Here is a 20,160-nt window from a genome sequence, read left to right on the forward strand (position 1 = left end):
TCAGGAACCTTTGTTCAGGCGCCGCATGGAACGCTCGGCCCACAGGCCGAGGATCGCGGTCATGATGAGAACGATGGTGGAAATGGCGTTGATCTCGGGCGACATGCCCGAACGCAGCTTGGCGAAGATCAGCACCGGAAGCGTCGGCTGGTAGCCGCCGAGGAAGAAGGCGCGCACAAAGTCGTCAAAGGACAGGAGCATGCAGAAGATGCCGGCTCCGATAAGCGCGGGCTTCAGATAGGGCAGCGTGACGCGGAAGAAGGCGACGATGCTGTCGGCTCCGAGATCGCGCGCAGCCTCGATATGGCTTTTCGGCTGGGTCGAAAGGCGGGCCATTACAACGAGAGCCACGAACGGCACATTGTGCACCGTGTGGCCGAGAATGATGGCGAACATGCCCGGTTCGAGGTCGATCAGGCGGGCAAAGATGCGCAGCGCGATCGCCGAAATGATGCCGGGGATGACCGCCGGGAGACATGCGAGCGCGAAGATGATCGCCTTGCCGCGGAACTGGTTGGGGCCAAGGAATACGGCCACCCATGTGCCGATAATCAGGGACAGGATCGTGGTCGCAATGGCGATGGTCATCGAATAGCCGAAGACCGACAGGACTTCAGTGTCCTGTATGACAGTGGCGTACCAGTCGAGTGTCCAGGAACGGATCGGGAAGCCGATGAACTTCGAATCCTTGAAGCCCATGGTCACCATGAGCGCGAGCGGCACGAAGAGATAGACAATGAAGGCCCAGTAGATGACCGACATCAGAATGCGTGTGTTGCGGGTCATCGCATCATCCCCTTTCCGTCACGGCCCATCAGCTTGAGGAAAAGGCCGGTCACGCCGAGCGTTGCAATCAGCATGATCGAGGAGAAGGCCGCGCCCATGGGCCATTGATCGCCGGCGACGTGGAAGAAGCCGGCAATGGTTTCGGCAAAGACGGTCGAGCGCGGCCCGCCGAGCAGAACCGGTGTAGCGTAATAGCCGGTGGAAATCAGGAAGACGAGGGTGCAGCCTGACGCGATGCCTTCTTTGGAAAGCGGCAGCGTGATGCGGCGGAAGCGCGTCCACGCACCCGCACCGAGATCGGCTGCGGCTTCGAGATAATTGTCGGGCAGCTTTTCCAGCGCCGAGTAGAGCGGCAGAAGCATGTAAAGCGCGGTCAGATAGATGATGCCGACACCGAGCGAGAAGCCCGTATACATGAACGGTATGGGTCGATCGATGAGGCCGAGCGACTTGAGCGCCAGATTGACGGCGCCATTGTTGCCGAGCAGGATCATGATCGCGTAGGTGCGCACGATCTCGCCCACCCAGAACGGGATGAGCAGGAGCAGCAGGAACAGAAGCTGGTTCTTCCGGCTCACATGCTTGGCCAGAAAATAGGCCACCGGGTAGGTGATAAGCAGCGTGATCGCGGTGAAGATAAAGGAGAAGGCGAGCGTGCGGAAGAACGGGACGATGAACACCCGGTCCTGAAAGAACGCTGCCCAGTTCGCGAGCGTGAACTGCGGCTCATGGCCCACTTTGGGTGGGTAGGAGTCCAGAAACCCGATCCAGAACATCTCGACGATGGGGCCGAGATTGGCAAAAAATATCCAGAACAGCGGCAGGCTTGCCAGAATCCAGAACTGGCGGCGCTGCGACTTGAACAGCGTGGTGGAGACGGCCTGATATATGCCGTTTCTCATGAGCGCGCCCCAGAACGTCATCCTGCCTGCCGGCGTGGACGGGTCCTGAAGGTCTGCCCTTTGGGTCTCTGCTTGGGCCATGAATGCGGTTGCTCGTGCTTCTCAACGCGTGGATCCGGGGACCCATGGACGCATTTCGGGAAAATGATGGCAGCCGGGTAGAGAACCTCCACCCGGCTGCCAGTGCATCAGGCGGCCTTGATCTGCTCCACGGCCGGGTCAACGAGCTTGTATTTCATCTCGTTGGCCTCGGCGCGGAAGAACTGCAGACCTGCGAGTTCTTCCTCGGTGAAGGACGATGCCTTTTTCTCGATGTCCGAGAGATACTGATCGGCGTCCTTGTAGGTGGAGATGAAGCCTGACGACTTGGTCATCTCTGCGCCCACTTCCGGGTTGGCCAGCAGCGCATCGAGAAGCGCATAGGCGTTGTCGGAATTGGGAGCGTTGTTGGCGACGTTCAGCGTGTAAACGAAGCCATAGGTGCCTTCCTTCGGAATGGTCATGTCGACCGGGAAGCCATCGGTGATGAGCTTGGCGACCGGTCCGTTCCAGGCGTGAGCAAGGACGATGTCCTGATTGATGAACATCTGCTGCACTTCCGCGCCTGCGTCGTAATATTTGCGCACGAGCGGCTTCTTCTCGATGAGGAAATCGCGTGCTTCCGCAACGATTTCCGCAGCCTTCTCCGGATCATCCATATAGGCAACCATGTTGCCATCATAGCCCTTGTAGAGCATGACGACGGACATCATGTCCTGGATGGTGTAGGCCGTCTGGCCGCCGTATTTTTCCGAGAAGAGAACATCCCAGCTCTTCACTTCGTCTTCACTGACAACCTCGGTGTTGTAGGCGAGGATTTCGGCACCCGACAGGATCGGCGCGCCCCATTTGTTGCCGTTGATCGTGGCCCAGTCGCTTTCCGAGTAGATCGGATTGATGTTGCCCCAGTTCTTGAGACGATCCGTATCGAGCGGAGCCAGAAGATCGGAGGAGATGAACTGCAGGAAACGGTGGCCGGCGACGGTGACGATGTCGGCCGTCGGGTTCGGCGCTTCTGCGGCGAGCAGGTTGAACTGTTTGCCCTGGTCGTCCACGAGGCGGATCTGGATCTCGATGCCCGTGTCCTTCTCGAACTCGGCCTTGAAATCATCGGGGATGAAGTTGGCGTAGGTCCACACATTGACGACGCCCGAGGCGCGCGCGGCGGTGGAGCGGAGATAGGCGGGGGCAGCGACAAGGGCCGCGCCGGCGGCACTGCTCTTGATAAACTGTCTGCGGTTGGTGATGAATTTGGTCATCGTTCTAGCCCTCTTTCGGTTGGTGTCTGTTCGTCGCGTTCTCAATAGTTCTGTCGGAGCTCTTGGTGGCCCCTGTTGTAGCCCTGTTTTTATGCGGGTTGCGTTTGTGAACCATAGCCCTCACGGCACAGGGTCTTCAGGTCGTCGAGTGTCATCGTGTCCATCGCCAGTGCGTTGAGAAGCGCGTTCTCGGCGAAGAAATCACGCCCGTACATGGCCGAAAATATCTCCACGCCGGCGCGATGCAGTCTGGCGTCACACCCGGTCAGCTCACCGAGTTTCACTGTCATGAGCAGGCCATAAGGTACGTCCTCGGTGACGTAGCGGCTGTCTGCCGTGGCAGGACCGGTGCCGCCGCGACCTTCCTCATGCATTTTCTGGTTCATGGCCGAGACGGTGTCCTGCGGCACATGGAACGACAGGTGGAAATGCTCGAAAATGGTGCGCACCGAGAGGCCAAGCGCTTCAGCGATGGCCAGACGCTCACGGTCTAGCGCTTCAAGAAGCCGCCCCACATTGGGAGTGACGTTAAAACCCTGGCTCCAGGTTTCGCCATGCTCCATGCGGGTCATGTTGCAAAGGGCGATGCCCATATGGTTTTGCGGGTTGAGATTGCTCAGTGCAATGGCAAGCAGCCCGTCGCGCTCCACGAAACGGTCGCCGAAGAGGCGCTGGCAAAGCTGCAGACCTTCGCTGGCCCGGCTTTCGGGAACCGTGCAGAGATCGATCTTGCTGCGCACCGTGTTGACGCTGGCTTCCACGAGGCTTGGCTGGCGGCCTGTGGTGGCGGTGGTGCCCCACGCGACGATGGGGACAGTGACCCCGCGCGCGGCCAGAAGCTTTGACAGGTAGAGCGCGCCGAAGGAGGCGTGCGAGGAAATGATCACCGCCTGATCGGCGCGGATATGGGGTGCGATTGCATCGAAGACGTGCTTGTGCCCGTAGCCGGGCAGCGCGATCAGGATCACGTCTGCATCGGCCACCAGCGCCTCGGCCGACGGCGCAACGCCAGGATAGAACGTTCCCTCGACGGCACCGGTGGCAATCAGCGGCTCGCCCGCTGCCAGTCTCTTTGTGCGTTCGCCCGAGGGCGACCAGAGAACCGGGCTGTGGCCCGACTGCTCGAGAAAGGCCGCGGCACCGAAGGCGATGGCTCCGGCCCCGGCGATCCCCACACGCAGATTGTTTTTCATGTTACTCAAAACATCAGCCCCAAAAAGTTCTACTCGACCACCGGATCGCCCAGCGTATGCATCAGCCGGTTTGCCCAGCCGAACAGCGATGCGGACAGAATGAGATCCAGAATCTCGTCGTCCCTGAGCCCGGCATCGCGCAGCGCCTCCATGTCTTCTTCACTCGCCTCGCTAGGCGCTTTGGAGAGCTTGACTGCGAACAGGAAGATCGCCTTCTGGCGTTCATCAAGTTCCGCTTCCTCGCCATCGGCGAAGATAGCCTGCATCGCCTGCTCGTCCTTGGTGAGCTGGTTGTACCGGCTCGCATGGACGGCGGCGCAATAGACGCAGCGATTGACCACCGAGGCACCAACGGCGCTCAGCTCGCGCTCTGCCCGGCCCATGCCGCCGCGATTATACATGATCGCGTTGAAAAGCGGGGTGCGGACTTTCAGCGTCTCGACATCATTGGCGAGTACCAGAACATAGTCTGAGACCTTCGTGTTGGATGGCGTGACCTTCAGCGCGTCGAGCTGTTCGGGGGTGGCCTCATCCAGCTTGATGGGCTGAACGCGCGGGCGCCAGCCGGGAATCTTCGTGGTGAACTCGTGGATGATCGTGCTCATGCCGTCGCCTTCATCAGCTTGAGGCCGGCGATCACGCGGATCTGATAGGCCAGGAATGCATTCAATTCGGAAAGCCTGACGATGTCGGCGTCGGAAATGCCGGCGCTCTTCAGTGCTTCGATGTCTTCCGGCGTCGTGTCGCGCGGATGCGTGGAAACGAGATCGGTGTAGGCGAGAAGCGCGGCGCGGCGGGCATTTCCTTCGCCGTCATGGGCCGGATCCGCCATGGCTGCAACCGCTTCGTCAGCGCCTGCTTCTTCGAGCAATGCCATGTAGTGTGCAGCAAGAGCCTCGTCTTCGTTGAGCCGCGCGACGCGCGCCGCGAGTGCGGCGCGTTCGCCATGGGAGAGGCCGCCGGGATCACCGGGTTTCAGGGCGGCATCATGGGTTGCCTGCGTCATGGCCATGATGTCGGCACGACCTTCGAGCGCTTCGCGGACGGAGCCGCTCGCGCCGATCCCGGCCTGTGTGATGACGATGTCGTTGGGCGAAAGGTCGCTCATGAGGGTGTTCAGCCTCCAATCTGATAGCTCGGTTCGCGCTCGCCCCTGGCTGCGCAGTCTTCAAGCTCGGTTTCGGTCCATTCGTCGCCGAGCAGTTCGGGTTTGTTGTAGTCGAGCATCGCCTGCCAATGGGTCTCGACGTCTTCGCCATAAAGCGTCGCGGCGATGGAATAGGCGAGCCAGCGGGCACCGTCGCTGATGCCTGGAATGTCGCCGGAAACCTTGCCGAGGCTCGCGGATGCGCCGAAGTTGAAGCAGTATATGTTCGACAGCCACGGGGCGGCACCGGGGGTGCGCTCGCGGAAGGAGAAATCGGAATTGAGGTAAGGAAAGTTCGCCAGTTCGCGGCTCTCCTCGCCTGCCGGCGGCGTATAGCGGTCGCGCCACAGGAGGATTTCACCTGCGGCGTCTCCAAGCTCGGCGCGTGCCAGTGGGTCGACGGTGAAGCCTGTGCCGAGGATGAGATAGTCGGTGCGCACGGTCTTGCCGGCGGTGGTTTCGATGACCACTTCATCGCCCTCGTTCCAGACACGGGCTACGCCCTGTCCGAAATGGAAGAAGGCGTTTTCATGCCGGCTGACGCGCATGGTCGAGCCGCGTGGCGAAGGTGTCTGCGTGCTGAAGGAATATTGCATGAAGCGCCAGCGCCATTCGTCCGGCAGCGCGGCATAGCCCGAGGTGAAGCCGAAGGAACCGATGCCCATCATCTTGTTGATGGTGGGCATTTCGCGGCGGCGGATGAGATGGCGCACTTCCCTCGCGCCGGCTTCCAGTGCTTCGGCCGAGTTGTCGACCGCCGACGCGCCGACGCCGATCACGACAACGCGCCTGCCCTTCAGCGCAGGAAAATCGATGTCTTCGGAGGAGTGGGCCCACAGATGTTTCGGCAGGCCGGAAACGAAATCGGGAATGTTGGGGTGGCCGGTGCCGTCACGGCCCGTGGCCATCACGAATTTTCGGGTGAGGACGGAGCTTTCCTTCGCGCCTGCGCCGCGCAGCTCAAGCCGCAGGAACTCACCCTCGGGTTTGACACTGGTCACCTCCACCTCGTTCTCGACGGGGAGATCGAGAACGTTGCGGTACCAGATGAGATATTCCATCCACATGGGACGGGGGATCTTGTCGAGCCGTTCCCAGGCGTCCGCACCATGCTGCGCCTCGTACCATGCGCGGAAGGTGAGGGCACCGATGCCATAGGCCGGGCCAGGCAGGGTCTTGGGCGAACGCAGTGTCTCCATGCGGGCATAGGTCAGCCAAGGGCCTTCAAGACCTTCCGGGTTGCGGTCGAAGATGCGCATGTTGCGGATGCCGCCGGTGCGGAGCGCGAAGCTTGCCACCAGACCGCACATGCCGCCGCCGATGACGACCACGTCATGCACCTTCTCGCCCTTTTCGGTCCGCCGTTCGGGCACCCAGTTGGGCGAGGGGAGATTCAGGCAGTCCAGATCGAACCGGATGCGCTTTGCCAGGGCATCCAGACTGTTCGCGGCTCCGGGCGTGGTTTGGGGCTGACTGGTCATTCTGATCCTCGGTGGGGGACCGGGCTGTCTGAAACATGCCGGTCAATTGTCTGCGCACTGCGTGCAGGGTCGAGTATCTGCAGGTCGGGAATGAGACGAAGCGCTTCTGCTTCGACGGCGTCGATCATCTGGGTGACGAGCGGGCGCGGCGGGCGCGATGAGGCGGTAACAGCGCCCCAATAGAACGGAACTGCAATATCGATCGGCCGTATCACCACGCCGGGAAGCTGCACACCGTAGGCGCTGACCGGATCGACGATCGAAACGACACCGGTTTTCTGCACCAGACGGAGCGCGGAATAGGAAACATTGGTACGGATCAACGGTCCGGGTGTGACGCCGTGCATTTCCATCGTCTGTGAGACCTGACGCTGGAAGCGGCCCGGGTCTAGCATGGTGACGAACCGCCGTCCGGCAAAGGCCGAAAGCGGCACCACATCATAGTCGGCAAGCGGATCGCCCTCCGGCAGAGCAGCGACGTCGTTGGCGCAATACAGACGCACGACCTCGAGACCGGGTACATCCAGCGGCATGCTGGAGAAGCCGAGCTCGGCACCACCAGAACCCACTTCCTGGGCAACCCGGTTGGGAAGATACTGTGCGATCTGTATCTCGGGGGGCAGTTCTTCCACGGCGAACCGGGAGAGCGCCGCAGGGATAACACCTGTGGCAATTGCCGAAGTTGCCGCGACCTGAAGCGAGCGGCCACGGCCAGTGGCAATTGCGCGGGCCCGCGCTGCCAGTCCCGTCAGCGAATTTAGAACGCGCCTTGCTTCCTCTTCAAAGGCGATGCCCTCATCGGACAGCATGACACGCCGCCCGGCGCGTTGAAGAAGAGAGAAGCCGAGTTTTGCTTCAAGTTCCTGGATAGTGCGGGTGACTGACGGCTGAGAACGTTCCAGCAGCACCGCCGCTTTGGTGATGCTTCCTGTTTCGGCAACAGCCAGAAAAGTCTGAAGGTCCCGCGTCTCCATCTTTTATATGCTATATGAATGATTTCAAATAATCTATCCAAAATTGACATATATCAATGCGCGCCTGAAATCGCGGCTGCAGCCGCGGGTTGATTGCGTTTTTCCCCGGCTTCAAATGAAACCGAGGCCGTTGATCAGTATCAACAGGATAGCGACGGGGGCGATGTAGCGGATAATCAGCCGCCAGGCGACCACAAGAGCCGGAGCCATGGCAGAGCCGTCCCTGAATTCCTCTTCACCCTTGTGTTTGAGCACCCAGCCGAGGAACAGGGCAACCAGAAGCCCGCCGAGCGGCAGTGTTATATTGTTGGTGAGGTAATCCAGCGCATCGAAGAGCACTTTTCCACCGATGGTGAAACCGGACAGCACGCCGAGGCTGAGAGAAGCGGGCACAGCCAGAGTAAAGGTCGCCACGCCCGCGGTTATCGCCACCTTCTTTCTATTGGCACCGCCTTCATCCATGAAATAGGCGATGACCACCTCAAGAAGGGCAACCGCGCTTGTCAGGGCGGCGATGGCCAGCAGGAAAAAGAACAGCGTTGCGAACAGAAAGCCGAAGGGCATCTGCGCGAAAATGGAGGGCAGAGTGATAAAGGTGAGGCCTGGTCCGGCCGTCGGCGCGGCGCCGAAAGCGAAGACCGCCGGCAGAATGACGAGCCCGGACAACACGGCAACAAGTGCGTCCAGAACCGTAACGGCAAGGGCCGACCCGGCAATGTCGTCATGGCGCTGCATGTATGAGCCATAGGTGATCATCGCGCCCATACCGAGCGAGAGGGAGAAGAACGCCTGCCCCAGAGCAGCCAGCAATGTGCCCCATGTCACCCTGGAGAAATCAGGCTCCAGAAAGAAGGCAATGCCTTCCCCAGCGCCGTCGAGGGTAACGGAGCGCGCGACGAGGACCAGCAGGATGACAAACAATGCCGGCATGAGAATACGCGCTGCACGCTCGATACCGCTGGCGACACCGCCGAGCGCGACAAAGACGGTCAATCCGATGAACAGGGCAGTGTATAAGACCGGCTCGAGCGGATCGGTGATAAAGGCATTGAATACACCACCGATTTCTTCTGGGTTTGCCGTCAGTACGGATCCGGTGATCGACTTGATCATGTAGGCGACTGTCCACCCGGCAATCACACAATAGAATGACAGGATCACGAAGGCGGTGAGGATGCTCATATAGCCGACGAGCGGCCAGGCACCGCCCGCGAGTTTCCTGAAGGCACCAGCCGGATCGAGTTGTGTCGACCGGCCGATGATCAACTCTGCAATCAGGACCGAGACGCCGATTGAAAAGACGATGCCGAGATAGATCAGTAGAAACGCACCGCCGCCATTCTCCCCGGTGACATATGGGAAGCGCCAGACATTGCCCAGGCCCACAGCCGAGCCGGCGGCAGCCAGAATGAACCCCATTCTGGAGGTCCAGTGTTCGCGAGTTGGATTTATCATTTCAAGGGACTGCTATCTCGAGGAAAATTGTCTGTCGGCAGGGGAACGACCCCGTTCATCATTAAAGGCGACCGCGCATGGGCCGGTACTGGGCCCGAAATGGGCCCGAAATGGAACGTCGAAGGGTGCATCGTGTCTTTCCATGAACCGCTGAGCATGGATCACTGACCGAAGCGGGACGAACATGTTGGCTGGCGTGTATTGTCATTCGTGCAGCGCTGCCAAATCACTTTGATCATCGAGGCGCAATATTTGATGATCCGAAAACAGACTGTTTTGATTATGCTCTTTCATCATTCGCCAAAGTGGTTGCACCGCCGGTTGAAAACCTGTCGATGGCAGGACGTCGTGGATGCTCTTTCGTTGAAAGACCGGCCATGCTTGATCATGGTGGTGTCATGATTCGATCTGCGCCACTACAAGCCGGAAGGCGCAACGCTCCAACATGTGGCAGCGCGATGTCCTCAAGGTGCCTGGATTCAATATGCGATGCATTCGAAGCCCCGGGTTTGGTGGAATTAAGTCGCCACCTTTGCGGGGGCTGACCCATGGAGGCATACACCGGTCGGCGAAAGAAAGATCTAGACGCGGACAGCCCTCTTTTCGATCGAGAACTGGAGCACCTGCCGCCGGCGCTGCGCTGGCGGGAATGGATGGCCCGCGTGGAAGCAGTCATTTTCGCAGCGCCCGAGCCGGTCGGGCGCGAGCGGTTGCTTCGTGTAGTCGGGCGCGAATGCAATCTCGATCTGGTGATTGAAGACATTCGTGCGGAACTAGCAGACCGGCCATATGAGCTTGTGCGTGTGGCAGGTGGGTGGCAGCATCGGACCCGGCCCTCGCTTGCCGAAGCAATACGAGCGGCATTCGGGATCGTCCAGCAGGGAGAAAACCTGAGCGACGCCGATGCGCTGGTGCTGATGACCATCGCTTACTTTCAGCCAATCACGCGCGCAGAACTCTCAAGGTTCTTCGCACGAGAAATTTCACGGGATGTGATCGGTAAGCTGCGTCGAGCCGGCTTCATCGCCTCCGGTCCGCGCAGCCCTCAGCCCGGTGCACCCTATACATATGTGACGACACCGGCCTTCCTTGCCCATTTCGGATTCGAAACGCTTCGCGACCTTCCTGATTTTGAAAAGCTGGAAGATGCCGGTCTTCTGAACAAGGAGCGGTTCCTGGAGGACATCCCGGGCGTCGTGAACCATGGGTGGGAAGGGTAGGCCCTTCCCGGGTAAGCTCTCTTGTTTCTGAAATCCGGTCCTCCAGGTTTCGGTCCGGCGCTTGGGGACCTGCTTTGGTGCATACGTTGTTGCACCTCATCTGAATCTTCCTCTTGTCCCCGATTTGCCTGTTGCGCTCGGTGCGTATTGCAGCCACTATGAAATAATGAATACATTAAGGAGGGAGGAGCCTTAATGGCGACAGTGAAGTTTCGCGATGTCCGCAAGGCGTTCGGGCAGGTGGAGGTTCTCCATGGCGTCTCAGTGGACATCGAGGAAGGACAGTTCGTCGTTCTGGTTGGGCCGTCCGGCTGTGGAAAGTCGACCCTGCTGCGCATGTTGGCAGGCCTCGAGCACATCACCTCTGGAGAGATCGTGATCGGCGATCGGGTGGTGAATGCGCTGCCGCCCAAGGAACGCGACATCGCCATGGTGTTCCAGAACTATGCGCTCTATCCGCACATCACAGTGGCCGAGAACATGGGATTCTCGCTCATGCTCAAGGGCGCATCCAAGAGCGATATTGAGGCCAAGGTGCGCCCCGCAGCGGAAATTCTTGGTCTCACGCAACTGCTCGATCGCTATCCGCGCCAGCTTTCCGGCGGCCAGCGCCAGCGTGTTGCCATGGGGCGCGCCATCGTGCGCAATCCGCAGGTGTTTCTCTTTGACGAGCCGCTCTCGAATCTGGATGCCAAGCTGCGCGTTTCCATGCGCTCGGAAATAAAGAACCTGCACCAGCGACTGAAGACCACCACCGTTTATGTGACCCATGACCAGATCGAGGCGATGACCATGGCCGACAAGATTGTCGTCATGCATGACGGCATTGTCGAGCAGGTGGGCGAACCGCTGGAGCTCTATGACCGTCCCGCCAATCTGTTCGTGGCAGGCTTCATCGGATCGCCGGCCATGAACATGACACCGGGCAAGCTGGCGGACGGTGAACCCGGCATGTTCGTCACGGGAGAGGGGCAACGCATTGCGGTTGCCAATGCCGGAACGGCAAGACCCGGCCAAAAACTGATTTGCGGTATCCGTCCCGAGGCGATCCACCTGCGCGGCGATGTGGCCCTGCGTGTGAAGGTGGTGGAGCCGACGGGGTCTGAAACCCATGTCGTCGCGGAGATCGATGGCAATGAAATGACCTGCGTTTTTCGTGAACGCATCAAGGCCGGACCGGGTGACGAACTGAAGGTCTCCATCGATCCGGAGGCTATCCATCTTTTCGATGCGGAGGGAGGACAAAGGCTCTCGGCATAATCGGATTGGCGCCACCGGGGAGGGCGGCGTCAGGAGGGGGCGTTTCGGCGTCCGGCGTTAATGCGGCAGTCAACCGCTTTGCGGCATCGGGAGGATGCCAGCAAATTTGAGGAGGAGACGTGCAATGACGATCAATCGCAGGAGATTTCTTTCAGGCACGGCGGGTCTTGCCGCCGGTGGCCTGCTGGCGGGAACGCTGGGAACACGGCATGCGCTGGCGCAGGCAACGGCATCGATGTTCACCCCTGAAGAAGGCGCCACGCTGCGCCTTTTGCGCTGGGTGCCTTTCGTGACAGGCGAAGAGGAGGCCTGGAACGCCAACACCGCCGCTTTCACAGAAGCGACGGGCGTGGAGGTGCGGATCGACCAGGAAAGCTGGGAGGATGTGCGTCCGAAAGCGGCGGTGGCGGCCAATGTCGGGTCTGGCCCGGACATGGTGATGAGCTGGTTCGACGATCCCTTCCAGTATCCCGACAAGCTGGTGGACGTTACGGACCTGGCCAATGCGCTCGGCGAGGAGCATGGCGGCTGGTATGAGGGTCTTGAAGGCTATGCCCGGCAGGGCGACAGGTTCATCGCCATTCCGCTCTGCGCCATCGGCAATGCCGTGTGCTATCGCGACAGCCACATGAAGGCGGCCGGGTTCAGCGAGTTCCCGCAGGACACGGACGGCTTCCTCGAACTGTGCAAGGCGATGAAGGCCAATGGTACGCCGGCCGGTTTCCCGCACGGCAAGGCGGTTGGTGACGGCAACAACTACGCGCACTGGCTGCTGTGGAGCCATGGCGGCATGACGGTGGACGAGAACGGTGCGGTGGCGATCAACAGCCCCGAGACGAAAGCGGCCATCGACTATGCGAAGGCGCTCTATGAAACGTTCATTCCGGGCACGGAAAGCTGGCTCGACATCAACAACAACCGCGCCTTCCTTGCCGGCGAGGTGTCGCTGACGGCGAACGGTGTTTCGCTTTACTATGCGGCGACCAAGGATGAGGCCTTAAAGGAAATCGCCGAGGACATCCGCACCACCAATCTGCCAATCGGGCCGGTGGGCAAATCGGTGGAACTGCACCAGACATCGACCCTTTCGATCTTCAACCACTGCAAATATCCGCAGGCGGCCAAGGCCTACCTGGCCTTCATGTATCAGGCAGACCGGATGAATGCGTGGCTGGAAGGTGCCAGCGCCTATTGCTGTCAGGCTCTCAAAGGCTTCGAGAACAACCCTGTCTGGACCTCGAACCCGGTTCACGCGCCCTATGCCAGGGCTTCGGCTTCGCTGCGGCCTAATGGCTATGCAGGCCCGCTCGGACCGGCATCGGCCGGCGTCATGGCCGACTATGTGCTGGTCGACATGTTTGCCGAGGCGGTGACCGGACAACGCACGCCCGAAGAGGCCATTGCCAACGCGGAGCGGCGTATCGCGCGCTACTACCGCTGATGGACAGGCAGCGCCGGCCAATCGCCGGCGCTGCTTCTTCATGCAGGTCAGTATCAAGAAAGGCAGGATGACCCATGCAGGCCAGGCCCGCGCGTTCAACTTCGATCCTCGGATGGCTTCTGGAAAGCCGCAACGGGCTCGGTTTTCTGTTCATGCTCCCGGCGGCGGTGTTTCTTCTGTGCTTTCTCACCTATCCGCTGGGGCTGGGCGTGTGGCTCGGGTTTACGGATGCCCGTATTGGACGCGAGGGCATTTTCGTCGGGCTCGAAAACTATATCTGGCTGTTCGACGATCCGGTCTTCTGGCTCTCGGTCTTCAACACCATGCTTTACACTGTCGTTGCCTCGGTGCTGAAATTCGCGCTGGGGCTCTGGCTGGCGCTGATCCTCAACCAGCATCTGCCGTTCAAGACGTTTTTTCGCGCCATCATCCTTCTGCCCTGGGTGGTGCCGACCGTGCTTTCGGCGCTGGCTTTCTGGTGGATCTACGATTCCCAGTTTTCGATCATTTCCTATGTGCTGATGAACCTGGGTGTCATCAGCGAGCCGATCAATTTTCTCGGTGATCCGAACACGGCGCGGGCATCGGTGATTGCGGCCAATGTCTGGCGCGGCATTCCCTTTGTGGCGATTTCGCTGCTGGCCGGGCTGCAGACCATTCCGCAATCGCTCAACGAGGCGGCAGCGCTGGACGGGGCGACTTCATGGCAGCGTTTCACCAAGATCACGCTGCCGCTTCTCACCCCCATCATCGCCGTGGTGATGACGTTTTCGGTGCTGTTCACCTTTACCGACTTCCAGCTCATCTATGTGCTGACGCGCGGCGGGCCGGTTAACGCCACGCATCTGATGGCAACCCTTTCCTTCCAGCGCGCCATTCCCGGCGGTCAACTGGGCGAGGGCGCGGCGATTGCCGTGGCGATGATCCCATTCCTGCTGGCGGCGATCCTGTTTTCCTTCTTCGGATTGCAGCGCCGCAAATGGCAGCAGGGCGGCGGCGACTGAGGAGGAAGGCCATGAGCGAGATCACCCAACCCAAAGAGCAAGCCGGCCTTCATGACGATTCAGAAGGCATGGAACAGTTCAACACCCTGCCGCGGCGAATCGTGACCGTCTACCTGCCGCTGGCGGTGTTCGTTTTCGTGCTGCTGTTTCCGTTCTACTGGATGGCGATCACCGCCATCAAACCGGACTATCAGCTCACGGACTACAGGAATTACAGCCCCTTCTGGGTGATCGAGCCGACGCTTGAACATGTGAAGTTCCTGCTGTTCGAAACGTCCTATCCGGGCTGGCTGTGGAACACGATGCTGGTGTCCTTTGCCTCGACCTTCATCTCGCTCGCCGCGTCGGTCTTTGCCGCCTACGCCATTGAGCGGGTGCGGTTTACCGGTGCGCGGGTGACGGGGCTGATGATCTTTCTCGCCTATCTCGTGCCGCCATCCATCCTGTTCATTCCGCTGGCCTTTATCGTGTTTAAGGTGGGCATTTTCGATTCACGTCTGGCGCTGATCCTGACCTATCCGACCTTTCTCATTCCGTTCTGTACCTGGCTCCTGATGGGTTACTTCCGCAGCATACCCTTCGAGCTCGAAGAAAGCGCGCTGGTGGACGGGGCGACGCGCTGGCAGATCCTCACCAAGGTGATCCTGCCGCTGGCGGTGCCCGGTCTCATCTCGGCCGGCATCTTCGCGTTCACCCTGTCGTGGAACGAGTTCATCTATGCGCTCACCTTCATCTCCTCGTCGGAAAACAAGACGGTGCCTGTCGGCGTTCTGACGGAGCTGGTGCGCGGCGACATCTATGAATGGGGTGCGCTGATGTCGGGAGCACTGCTTGGCTCCCTGCCCGTGGTTATCCTCTATTCTTTCTTCGTCGATTACTACGTCTCGTCCATGACGGGCGCGGTGAAGGAATGAGCGTTCCGGTTTTTGGGAGCACGCGATGCGGGTGATGGTGATCGGCCTCGGGTCGATGGGTATGGGCGCGGCATTGTCGCTTGTGCGCGCCGGGCATGAGGTTTTCGGCGTGGACCCACGCAGTGAAGCCTGTGCGGAACTGCTCTATGCGGGCGGCAGAGAGGCCGGGCCAAGGGGGCTCGATTTTGCCTGTCGTGTCGAGTCCGTGCTGGTCCTCACCGTCAACGCAAAGCAGGTGGAAAGCGTCCTCTTCGGAGAGGCAGGGATTGCAGGCAAGCTGCCAGCTGGAACCCCGGTGATGATCTCTTCCACCGTGTCGGCGGACGATGCCCGGCGATTTGGCCTGGAACTGGAGCGGGCGGGGCACATCATGCTCGACGCGCCGGTTTCGGGTGGACCGGTCAAGGCGCGGGAGGGCGCGATGACCGTGATGGCGGCGGGGCGGGAAGAGGCGTTCTCGCGGCTTGCACCGGTGCTGGATGCGGTGGCGGAACGGGTTTTTCGCATTTCCGACCGGGTTGGCGACGGGGCCGCGGTGAAGGTCATCCACCAGCTTCTGGCCGGGGTGCATATCGCCGCTGGCGCGGAGGCGATGGCGCTGGCCGCGCGGTCTGGCATTCCGCTCGACACCATGTATGAGGTGGTGACCAATGCGGCCGGCAATTCATGGATGTTCGAAAACCGCATGCGGCATGTGGTGGACGGGGATTACACACCGCGATCCATGGTCGACATTTTCGTCAAGGATCTTGGATTGGTGACGGACGCGGGACGTGCACTCAAATTTCCTCTGCCGCTGGCTTCGACCGCCTACACCATGTTTGCCTCCGCCAGCACGGCGGGCTACGGCCAATGGGATGACAGTGCCGTGATCAAGGTTTTCCCGGGCATCACGTTGCCGGGTGACGGGAGCGAGGAAGAGTAGCCGCGGGATATCCATCACATCCCCTTGCGGCGGGGGGCATCACACCTATATTGCGACCGAAAGCGAGGACGACCTCCCCCATACCGGGAATCAAGTCGGGACGGCCCGAGAACCAGACGGGGAGCAGAATGCGCACCGCTGCAGATCGTATTCGCCATGCCATCAGCTTCGAGCTGATCGCGCTTTTGATCGTTACGCCAGCCGCTTCATGGTTGTTCGGAAAACCCATGTTCGAAATGGGCGTTGTCGTGGTGGTGAGCGCCACGGTCGCAACATTGTGGAACTATCTTTACAATCTGGGTTTCGATCACGCTTTGCGCCGGCTGTCCGGAAGCGTGCGCAAGACCATACCCATGCGCGTCGTCCACGCGGTTCTCTTCGAGGGCGGGCTGCTGCTCGTGCTGATGCCGTTCACGGCATTTCTGCTCGACGTTTCAGCGCTTGAAGCTCTGTTCGTCAACGCGTCTTTCGCGCTTTTCTATCTCGTCTATGCCTTTGTCTTCAATTGGGCGTATGACGTGATCTTTCCGATACCGGAAGCCTCCGCCTCGGCGAAGCACGGCGCCTGACCCCCTATGCCCTGAGAGGTGGGGCGCTGGTTTCGCCGGTGCCCAGCCGCTTGCCCGGATTGATGGCTTCGAGCCAGAGGAGGTATGCGGCGTGATCGTGGCGCCCCATCTTCAGTTCGTGCGTCAGAGTATGGAATGCGTCGCGTGTTTTCTCGGTCAGCGGCAGCGAGAGCCCGGCATTACGGGCCACCTCAAGTGCATTTTCCAGATCCTTGAGCTGCAGTTCGAGCGGGCCGCCCGGCACGAAATTGCGCTCGACCATCCGCTCGCCGTGAAGCTCAAGAATGCGCGAGGTGGCAAAACCGCCCATCAGCGCATCGCGCAATGCGGCGGGATCGCAGCCACCTTCCTGCGCAAGAAGCATCGCCTCCGACACCGCGCCGATGGTGACGGCAACGATCACCTGATTGGCGAGCTTGGCGACCTGACCCGCGCCATGAACGCCGACATGGGTTGCCCGGCCCATGGCGGAGAGAAGCGGCTTGGCGTCCGCGAAATCGGAAGCTTCACCGCCGGCCATGATGGCAAGTGTCGCCTCGATCGCACCTTTCTCGCCGCCTGATACCGGCGCGTCGATATGACGGTGCCCGGACTTCGAAAGCGCCTCTGCATGGTCGCGCGCGACCGCAGGCTGGATGGATGACATGTCGATAAAAAGCGCGCTCTTCGGTGCGGCTTCCACGATGCCGTTCTCGCCGAAATAGATTTCGGTCACGATGGGCGAATTGTCGACCATGGTCACAATGGCATCGGCGCTGGCAACTGCCGAGCGGGGATCGTCGGCGACCGACGCGACATCGGAAAGAGCCTCCGCCTTGGCGCGGGTGCGGTTCCAGACCGTTAGATTGAAGCCCGCCCTGGCAATGTTTCGTGCCATCGGGGCACCCATGATGCCGGTACCGATGACGGTGACGTTCCTGATGCTCATGGCGGGCTCCGTTTTTCGATTCAGACCTGAACGACGGTCTGGCGCTGCTCGCCAAGTCCGGCGATGGAGAGCGTCATGACATCGCCTGCCTTGAGATATTGCGGCGGCTTCATGCCCATGCCCACGCCGGGCGGCGTTCCGGTGGAGATCACGTCGCCGGGCATGAGCGTCATGAACTGCGAGAGATAGGAGACCACGTGCGGCACGTTGAAGATCAGCGTGCTGGTGTTGCCGGTCTGGCGACGCTCGCCGTTCACATCGAGCCACATGTCCAGATTGTGCGGGTCGGCCACTTCATCGCGGGTGACGAGCCAGGGGCCGAGCGGGCCGAACGTGTCGTGGCTCTTGCCCTTGGTCCACTGACCGGAGCGTTTTATCTGAAAGTCGCGCTCGGAAACATCATTCATGATGGCGAAACCGGCGACGTGATCCATCGCGTCGGCTTCGCTTACATATTTCGCCCTGGTCCCGATGATGACGGCGAGTTCAACCTCCCAATCGAGCGCCTTGGAGCCGCGCGGCAGTTCCACATCGTCATTGGGACCGCAAAGAGCATTCAGCGCCTTGGCAAAAACGATGGGTTCTTCCGGCGGCTCAGCGCCCGTTTCGGCGGCATGGTCGGAATAGTTGAGGCCGATGCAGACGATCTTCTGAAGCCCCGCGACACAGGGCCCAAGGCGCGGATTGCCATCCACGGAGGGCAGGGTCTGCGGGTCGATGGCGCGCAGCTTGTCGAGGCCGGCTGGCGAAATGACGTCACCTGCAATGTCGGCAATGACGCCGGAAAGATCGCGCAGGGTGCCATCGGCAGCCAGCATGCCTGGTTTTTCCTGACCCGCCGGACCGTAACGCAACAGCTTCATGTTCTTTTCCTTTATCCTTTTTTCCAATCAGTAGACGGCGCGGCCGCCCGAAATGTCGAAGACACCCCCTGTGGTGAACGAGCACTCCTCCGACGCCAGCCATGCGATCATTGCTGCGGCTTCTCCCGGTTCGAGGAACCGTTCAAGCGGGATCCTGGAGAGCATGTAATCGATATGCTCCTGGCTCATCTGGTCGAAGATCGGCGTGCGGGCCGCCGCCGGAGTAAGGCAGTTGACGAGGACGCCGGTCCTGGCGAGCTCCTTGCCGAGCGATTTCGTCAGTCCGATCAGGCCAGCCTTGGAGGCGGAGTAATGCGATGCGTTGGGGTTGCCTTCCTTGCCGGCTATCGAGGCGATGTTGACGATGCGCCCATAGCCGCGCTCGATCATACCTGGAACCAATGCGCGGCAGGTGAGGTAGGGAGCGACGAGATTGACCTCGACGGTGCGACGCCACACATCCGGAGTCAGTTCCCAGGTCTTGCCATTGCCGCCGGTGATGCCGGCATTGTTGACGAGAATGTCGATAGCGCCCGCTTCCCGTGCAGCGTCGTTGACAGCGCCTTCGTCTGTCAGCTCAACAACGCGCCCGCTTGCTTTCGCGCCAAGCTTTTCCGATGCCTTTTCGAGAGACTGGGCGTTGATGTCCCACAGGATGACTTCGGCGCCGCTCGCCACGAAACGCTCGCCCGTGGCCAGCCCGATACCCTGAGCTCCACCGGTGATGATGGCGCGCCGGCCGGTCAGATCGATATGATTCATTGAAGCCCCCTCCTCATTCGCCACCTGTGGTCTTCATTGCACAGCCACTTTGAAAGCACAACGTATACATTGTCGACTGCCCAGTTTCGACCGCGTGGTGGCCCGTGGTGGCCTATGGTGGCAGTAGCGCACTTTCCCGTCTCACCCTCTCGTCGGGAAGGTCGTTTTCTGGCGCAGCAGAGAAACAAGCTGTTCGTCGGCGCGGTCTCTGTGTTGCTGATGGAGACGGGTTGCCTCCTCCTCGTTCCCGGCTGCGATGGCGGCGAGGATGGCGCGGTGCTCCCGGTCGGAAACGATCGGCAGGGGACGCAGTTTTATGATTGCCCGGCGGGCGTGATACTGCAGGTCCCAGAGCTGGCGCAGCATGGCCTGCAGGCGCGGATTTCCACACAGGCCGACAAGCTCCGAATGGAATTCGTCGTCGAGCTCGGACCAGGCCTCGATGTCTCCGCGTTTCGAGGCACGTTCCATCTGGGTCAGGATATCGTCCAGACGCTCATGGTCTGCCGACGTGATGCCGCGCCGGGCCGTAAGTTGCGCCGCCTTGACCTCGAGTGTCGAGAAGACCTGATAGATTTGCTCGATCTCGTCGACGGATAGCGCTTTAACGGTGATGCCGTGGCGCGGGCGCACGTCGACAAGCCCGTCTTCCTCAAGCCGAATGAGCGCCTCCCGCACGGGGGTGCGGCTAAGAGACAGGAGGCTCGCGACTTCCGTTTCGAGAAGCGTTGTCCCCGGTGGCAGCCGACCTTCCAGAATGCGGAACTTGAGCTCGTGATAGGCGCGATCACGGGCAGGCATCTTGGCGATACCCTGCAGGCTGGGCCGCGGACGTGAGGCCGCCTGCGCCTCGGCGCTTCTGCTACCCGGTTTTCGCCTCCCGGCTCCCACCTTTCTGCGCTCGTTCGTGCTCAGCGCCCCCTCCATTCTTGACCGGTGCAGTCTAGCACCGTCGATGATGGTTGGCAGATATCCATTGTCATGTCCAAGCGCCTGGAGCTCGTCATACCGGTTCTTCACAGGGAAAGGATGATGTCA

At 60.6% G+C, this 20,160-nt stretch carries 20 protein-coding genes; 7 read left to right on the forward strand and 13 right to left on the reverse strand.

From position 1 onward, the window contains the following. The 9 genes from P2W41_RS19480 to P2W41_RS19520 all read right to left on the reverse strand — a co-directional run bounded on the left by P2W41_RS19480 (position 1) and on the right by P2W41_RS19520 (position 9,200). On the reverse strand, positions 1-786 hold the full coding sequence (locus P2W41_RS19480; RefSeq protein ID WP_404935195.1) for an ABC transporter permease: 786 nt from the start codon (positions 784-786) through the stop codon (positions 1-3). Then, entirely contained in the window at positions 783-1,769 is a 987-nt protein-coding gene (locus P2W41_RS19485; protein ID WP_404935196.1) for an ABC transporter permease, read from the reverse strand. Before P2W41_RS19485 ends, P2W41_RS19480 begins: the two co-directional genes overlap by 4 nt. Before the next feature lie 107 nt (positions 1,770-1,876). Continuing rightward, positions 1,877-2,986, reverse strand: a complete 1,110-nt coding sequence (locus P2W41_RS19490; protein WP_404935197.1) for a PotD/PotF family extracellular solute-binding protein — start codon at positions 2,984-2,986, stop codon at positions 1,877-1,879. Between the two features lie 89 nt (positions 2,987-3,075). Next, positions 3,076-4,179 carry an NAD/NADP octopine/nopaline dehydrogenase family protein gene (locus P2W41_RS19495; RefSeq protein ID WP_404935198.1) on the reverse strand — a complete coding sequence of 368 codons (1,104 nt, stop codon included), beginning with the start codon at positions 4,177-4,179 and terminating at the stop codon, positions 3,076-3,078. Between the two features lie 29 nt (positions 4,180-4,208). Further along, complete coding sequence (locus tag P2W41_RS19500) at positions 4,209-4,784, reverse strand: peroxidase-related enzyme (RefSeq protein WP_404935199.1); 576 nt, start codon at positions 4,782-4,784, stop codon at positions 4,209-4,211. Beyond that, on the reverse strand, positions 4,781-5,287 hold the full coding sequence (locus tag P2W41_RS19505; protein WP_404935200.1) for a CMD domain-containing protein: 507 nt from the start codon (positions 5,285-5,287) through the stop codon (positions 4,781-4,783). Before P2W41_RS19505 ends, P2W41_RS19500 begins: the two co-directional genes overlap by 4 nt. An 8-nt stretch (positions 5,288-5,295) precedes the next feature. Next, complete coding sequence (locus tag P2W41_RS19510; protein WP_404935201.1) at positions 5,296-6,807, reverse strand: NAD(P)-binding domain-containing protein; 1,512 nt, start codon at positions 6,805-6,807, stop codon at positions 5,296-5,298. Further along, the gene (locus tag P2W41_RS19515) at positions 6,804-7,781 is read right to left on the reverse strand and encodes a LysR family transcriptional regulator (RefSeq protein ID WP_404935202.1); all 978 of its coding nucleotides are present in this window, start codon (positions 7,779-7,781) and stop codon (positions 6,804-6,806) included. The genes P2W41_RS19510 and P2W41_RS19515 overlap by 4 nt, the downstream gene beginning before the upstream one ends. 111 nt (positions 7,782-7,892) lie before the next feature. Then, positions 7,893-9,200, reverse strand: coding sequence for a sodium-dependent transporter (locus tag P2W41_RS19520; protein WP_404935203.1), 1,308 nt, complete (start codon positions 9,198-9,200; stop codon positions 7,893-7,895). Between the two features lie 584 nt (positions 9,201-9,784). Between P2W41_RS19520 and P2W41_RS19525 the strand changes: the two genes are divergently transcribed. The 7 genes from P2W41_RS19525 to P2W41_RS19555 all read left to right on the forward strand — a co-directional run bounded on the left by P2W41_RS19525 (position 9,785) and on the right by P2W41_RS19555 (position 16,569). Then, positions 9,785-10,456, forward strand: coding sequence for an SMC-Scp complex subunit ScpB (locus tag P2W41_RS19525; protein ID WP_404935204.1), 672 nt, complete (start codon positions 9,785-9,787; stop codon positions 10,454-10,456). Between the two features lie 195 nt (positions 10,457-10,651). Next, positions 10,652-11,716 (forward strand): ABC transporter ATP-binding protein, encoded by a 1,065-nt coding sequence (locus P2W41_RS19530; RefSeq protein WP_404935206.1) that lies wholly within the window; start codon positions 10,652-10,654, stop codon positions 11,714-11,716. A gap of 124 nt (positions 11,717-11,840) precedes the next feature. Then, entirely contained in the window at positions 11,841-13,157 is a 1,317-nt protein-coding gene (locus P2W41_RS19535; RefSeq protein ID WP_404935207.1) for an ABC transporter substrate-binding protein, read from the forward strand. Between the two features lie 74 nt (positions 13,158-13,231). Then, the gene (locus tag P2W41_RS19540) at positions 13,232-14,161 is read left to right on the forward strand and encodes a carbohydrate ABC transporter permease (RefSeq protein ID WP_404935208.1); all 930 of its coding nucleotides are present in this window, start codon (positions 13,232-13,234) and stop codon (positions 14,159-14,161) included. 11 nt (positions 14,162-14,172) lie between these two features. Continuing rightward, positions 14,173-15,075, forward strand: a complete 903-nt coding sequence (locus P2W41_RS19545) for a carbohydrate ABC transporter permease (protein ID WP_404935209.1) — start codon at positions 14,173-14,175, stop codon at positions 15,073-15,075. Between the two features lie 25 nt (positions 15,076-15,100). Then, entirely contained in the window at positions 15,101-16,000 is a 900-nt protein-coding gene (ltnD, locus tag P2W41_RS19550) for an L-threonate dehydrogenase (RefSeq protein ID WP_404935210.1), read from the forward strand. A gap of 128 nt (positions 16,001-16,128) precedes the next feature. Then, positions 16,129-16,569: a PACE efflux transporter gene (locus tag P2W41_RS19555; protein ID WP_404935211.1), complete on the forward strand. Its 441-nt coding sequence runs from the start codon at positions 16,129-16,131 to the stop codon at positions 16,567-16,569. Between the two features lie 4 nt (positions 16,570-16,573). Here the strand turns inward: P2W41_RS19555 and P2W41_RS19560 are convergent, their stop codons facing one another. The 4 genes from P2W41_RS19560 to P2W41_RS19575 all read right to left on the reverse strand — a co-directional run bounded on the left by P2W41_RS19560 (position 16,574) and on the right by P2W41_RS19575 (position 20,142). Next, positions 16,574-17,497 carry an NAD(P)-dependent oxidoreductase gene (locus tag P2W41_RS19560; protein WP_404935213.1) on the reverse strand — a complete coding sequence of 308 codons (924 nt, stop codon included), beginning with the start codon at positions 17,495-17,497 and terminating at the stop codon, positions 16,574-16,576. A 20-nt stretch (positions 17,498-17,517) separates the two neighbouring features. After that, a complete protein-coding gene (locus tag P2W41_RS19565; protein ID WP_404935214.1) occupies positions 17,518-18,360 on the reverse strand; it encodes a fumarylacetoacetate hydrolase family protein in 843 nt (280 codons plus the stop codon). A gap of 27 nt (positions 18,361-18,387) precedes the next feature. Beyond that, positions 18,388-19,122, reverse strand: coding sequence for an SDR family NAD(P)-dependent oxidoreductase (locus tag P2W41_RS19570; RefSeq protein ID WP_404935215.1), 735 nt, complete (start codon positions 19,120-19,122; stop codon positions 18,388-18,390). Between the two features lie 141 nt (positions 19,123-19,263). After that, complete coding sequence (locus P2W41_RS19575; RefSeq protein ID WP_404935216.1) at positions 19,264-20,142, reverse strand: GntR family transcriptional regulator; 879 nt, start codon at positions 20,140-20,142, stop codon at positions 19,264-19,266. Between the last annotated feature and the right edge of the window lie 18 nt (positions 20,143-20,160).

The sequence above is a fragment of the Nitratireductor sp. L15S-10 genome (genome assembly GCF_045011005.1).
Lineage (GTDB): Bacteria > Pseudomonadota > Alphaproteobacteria > Rhizobiales > Rhizobiaceae > Nitratireductor.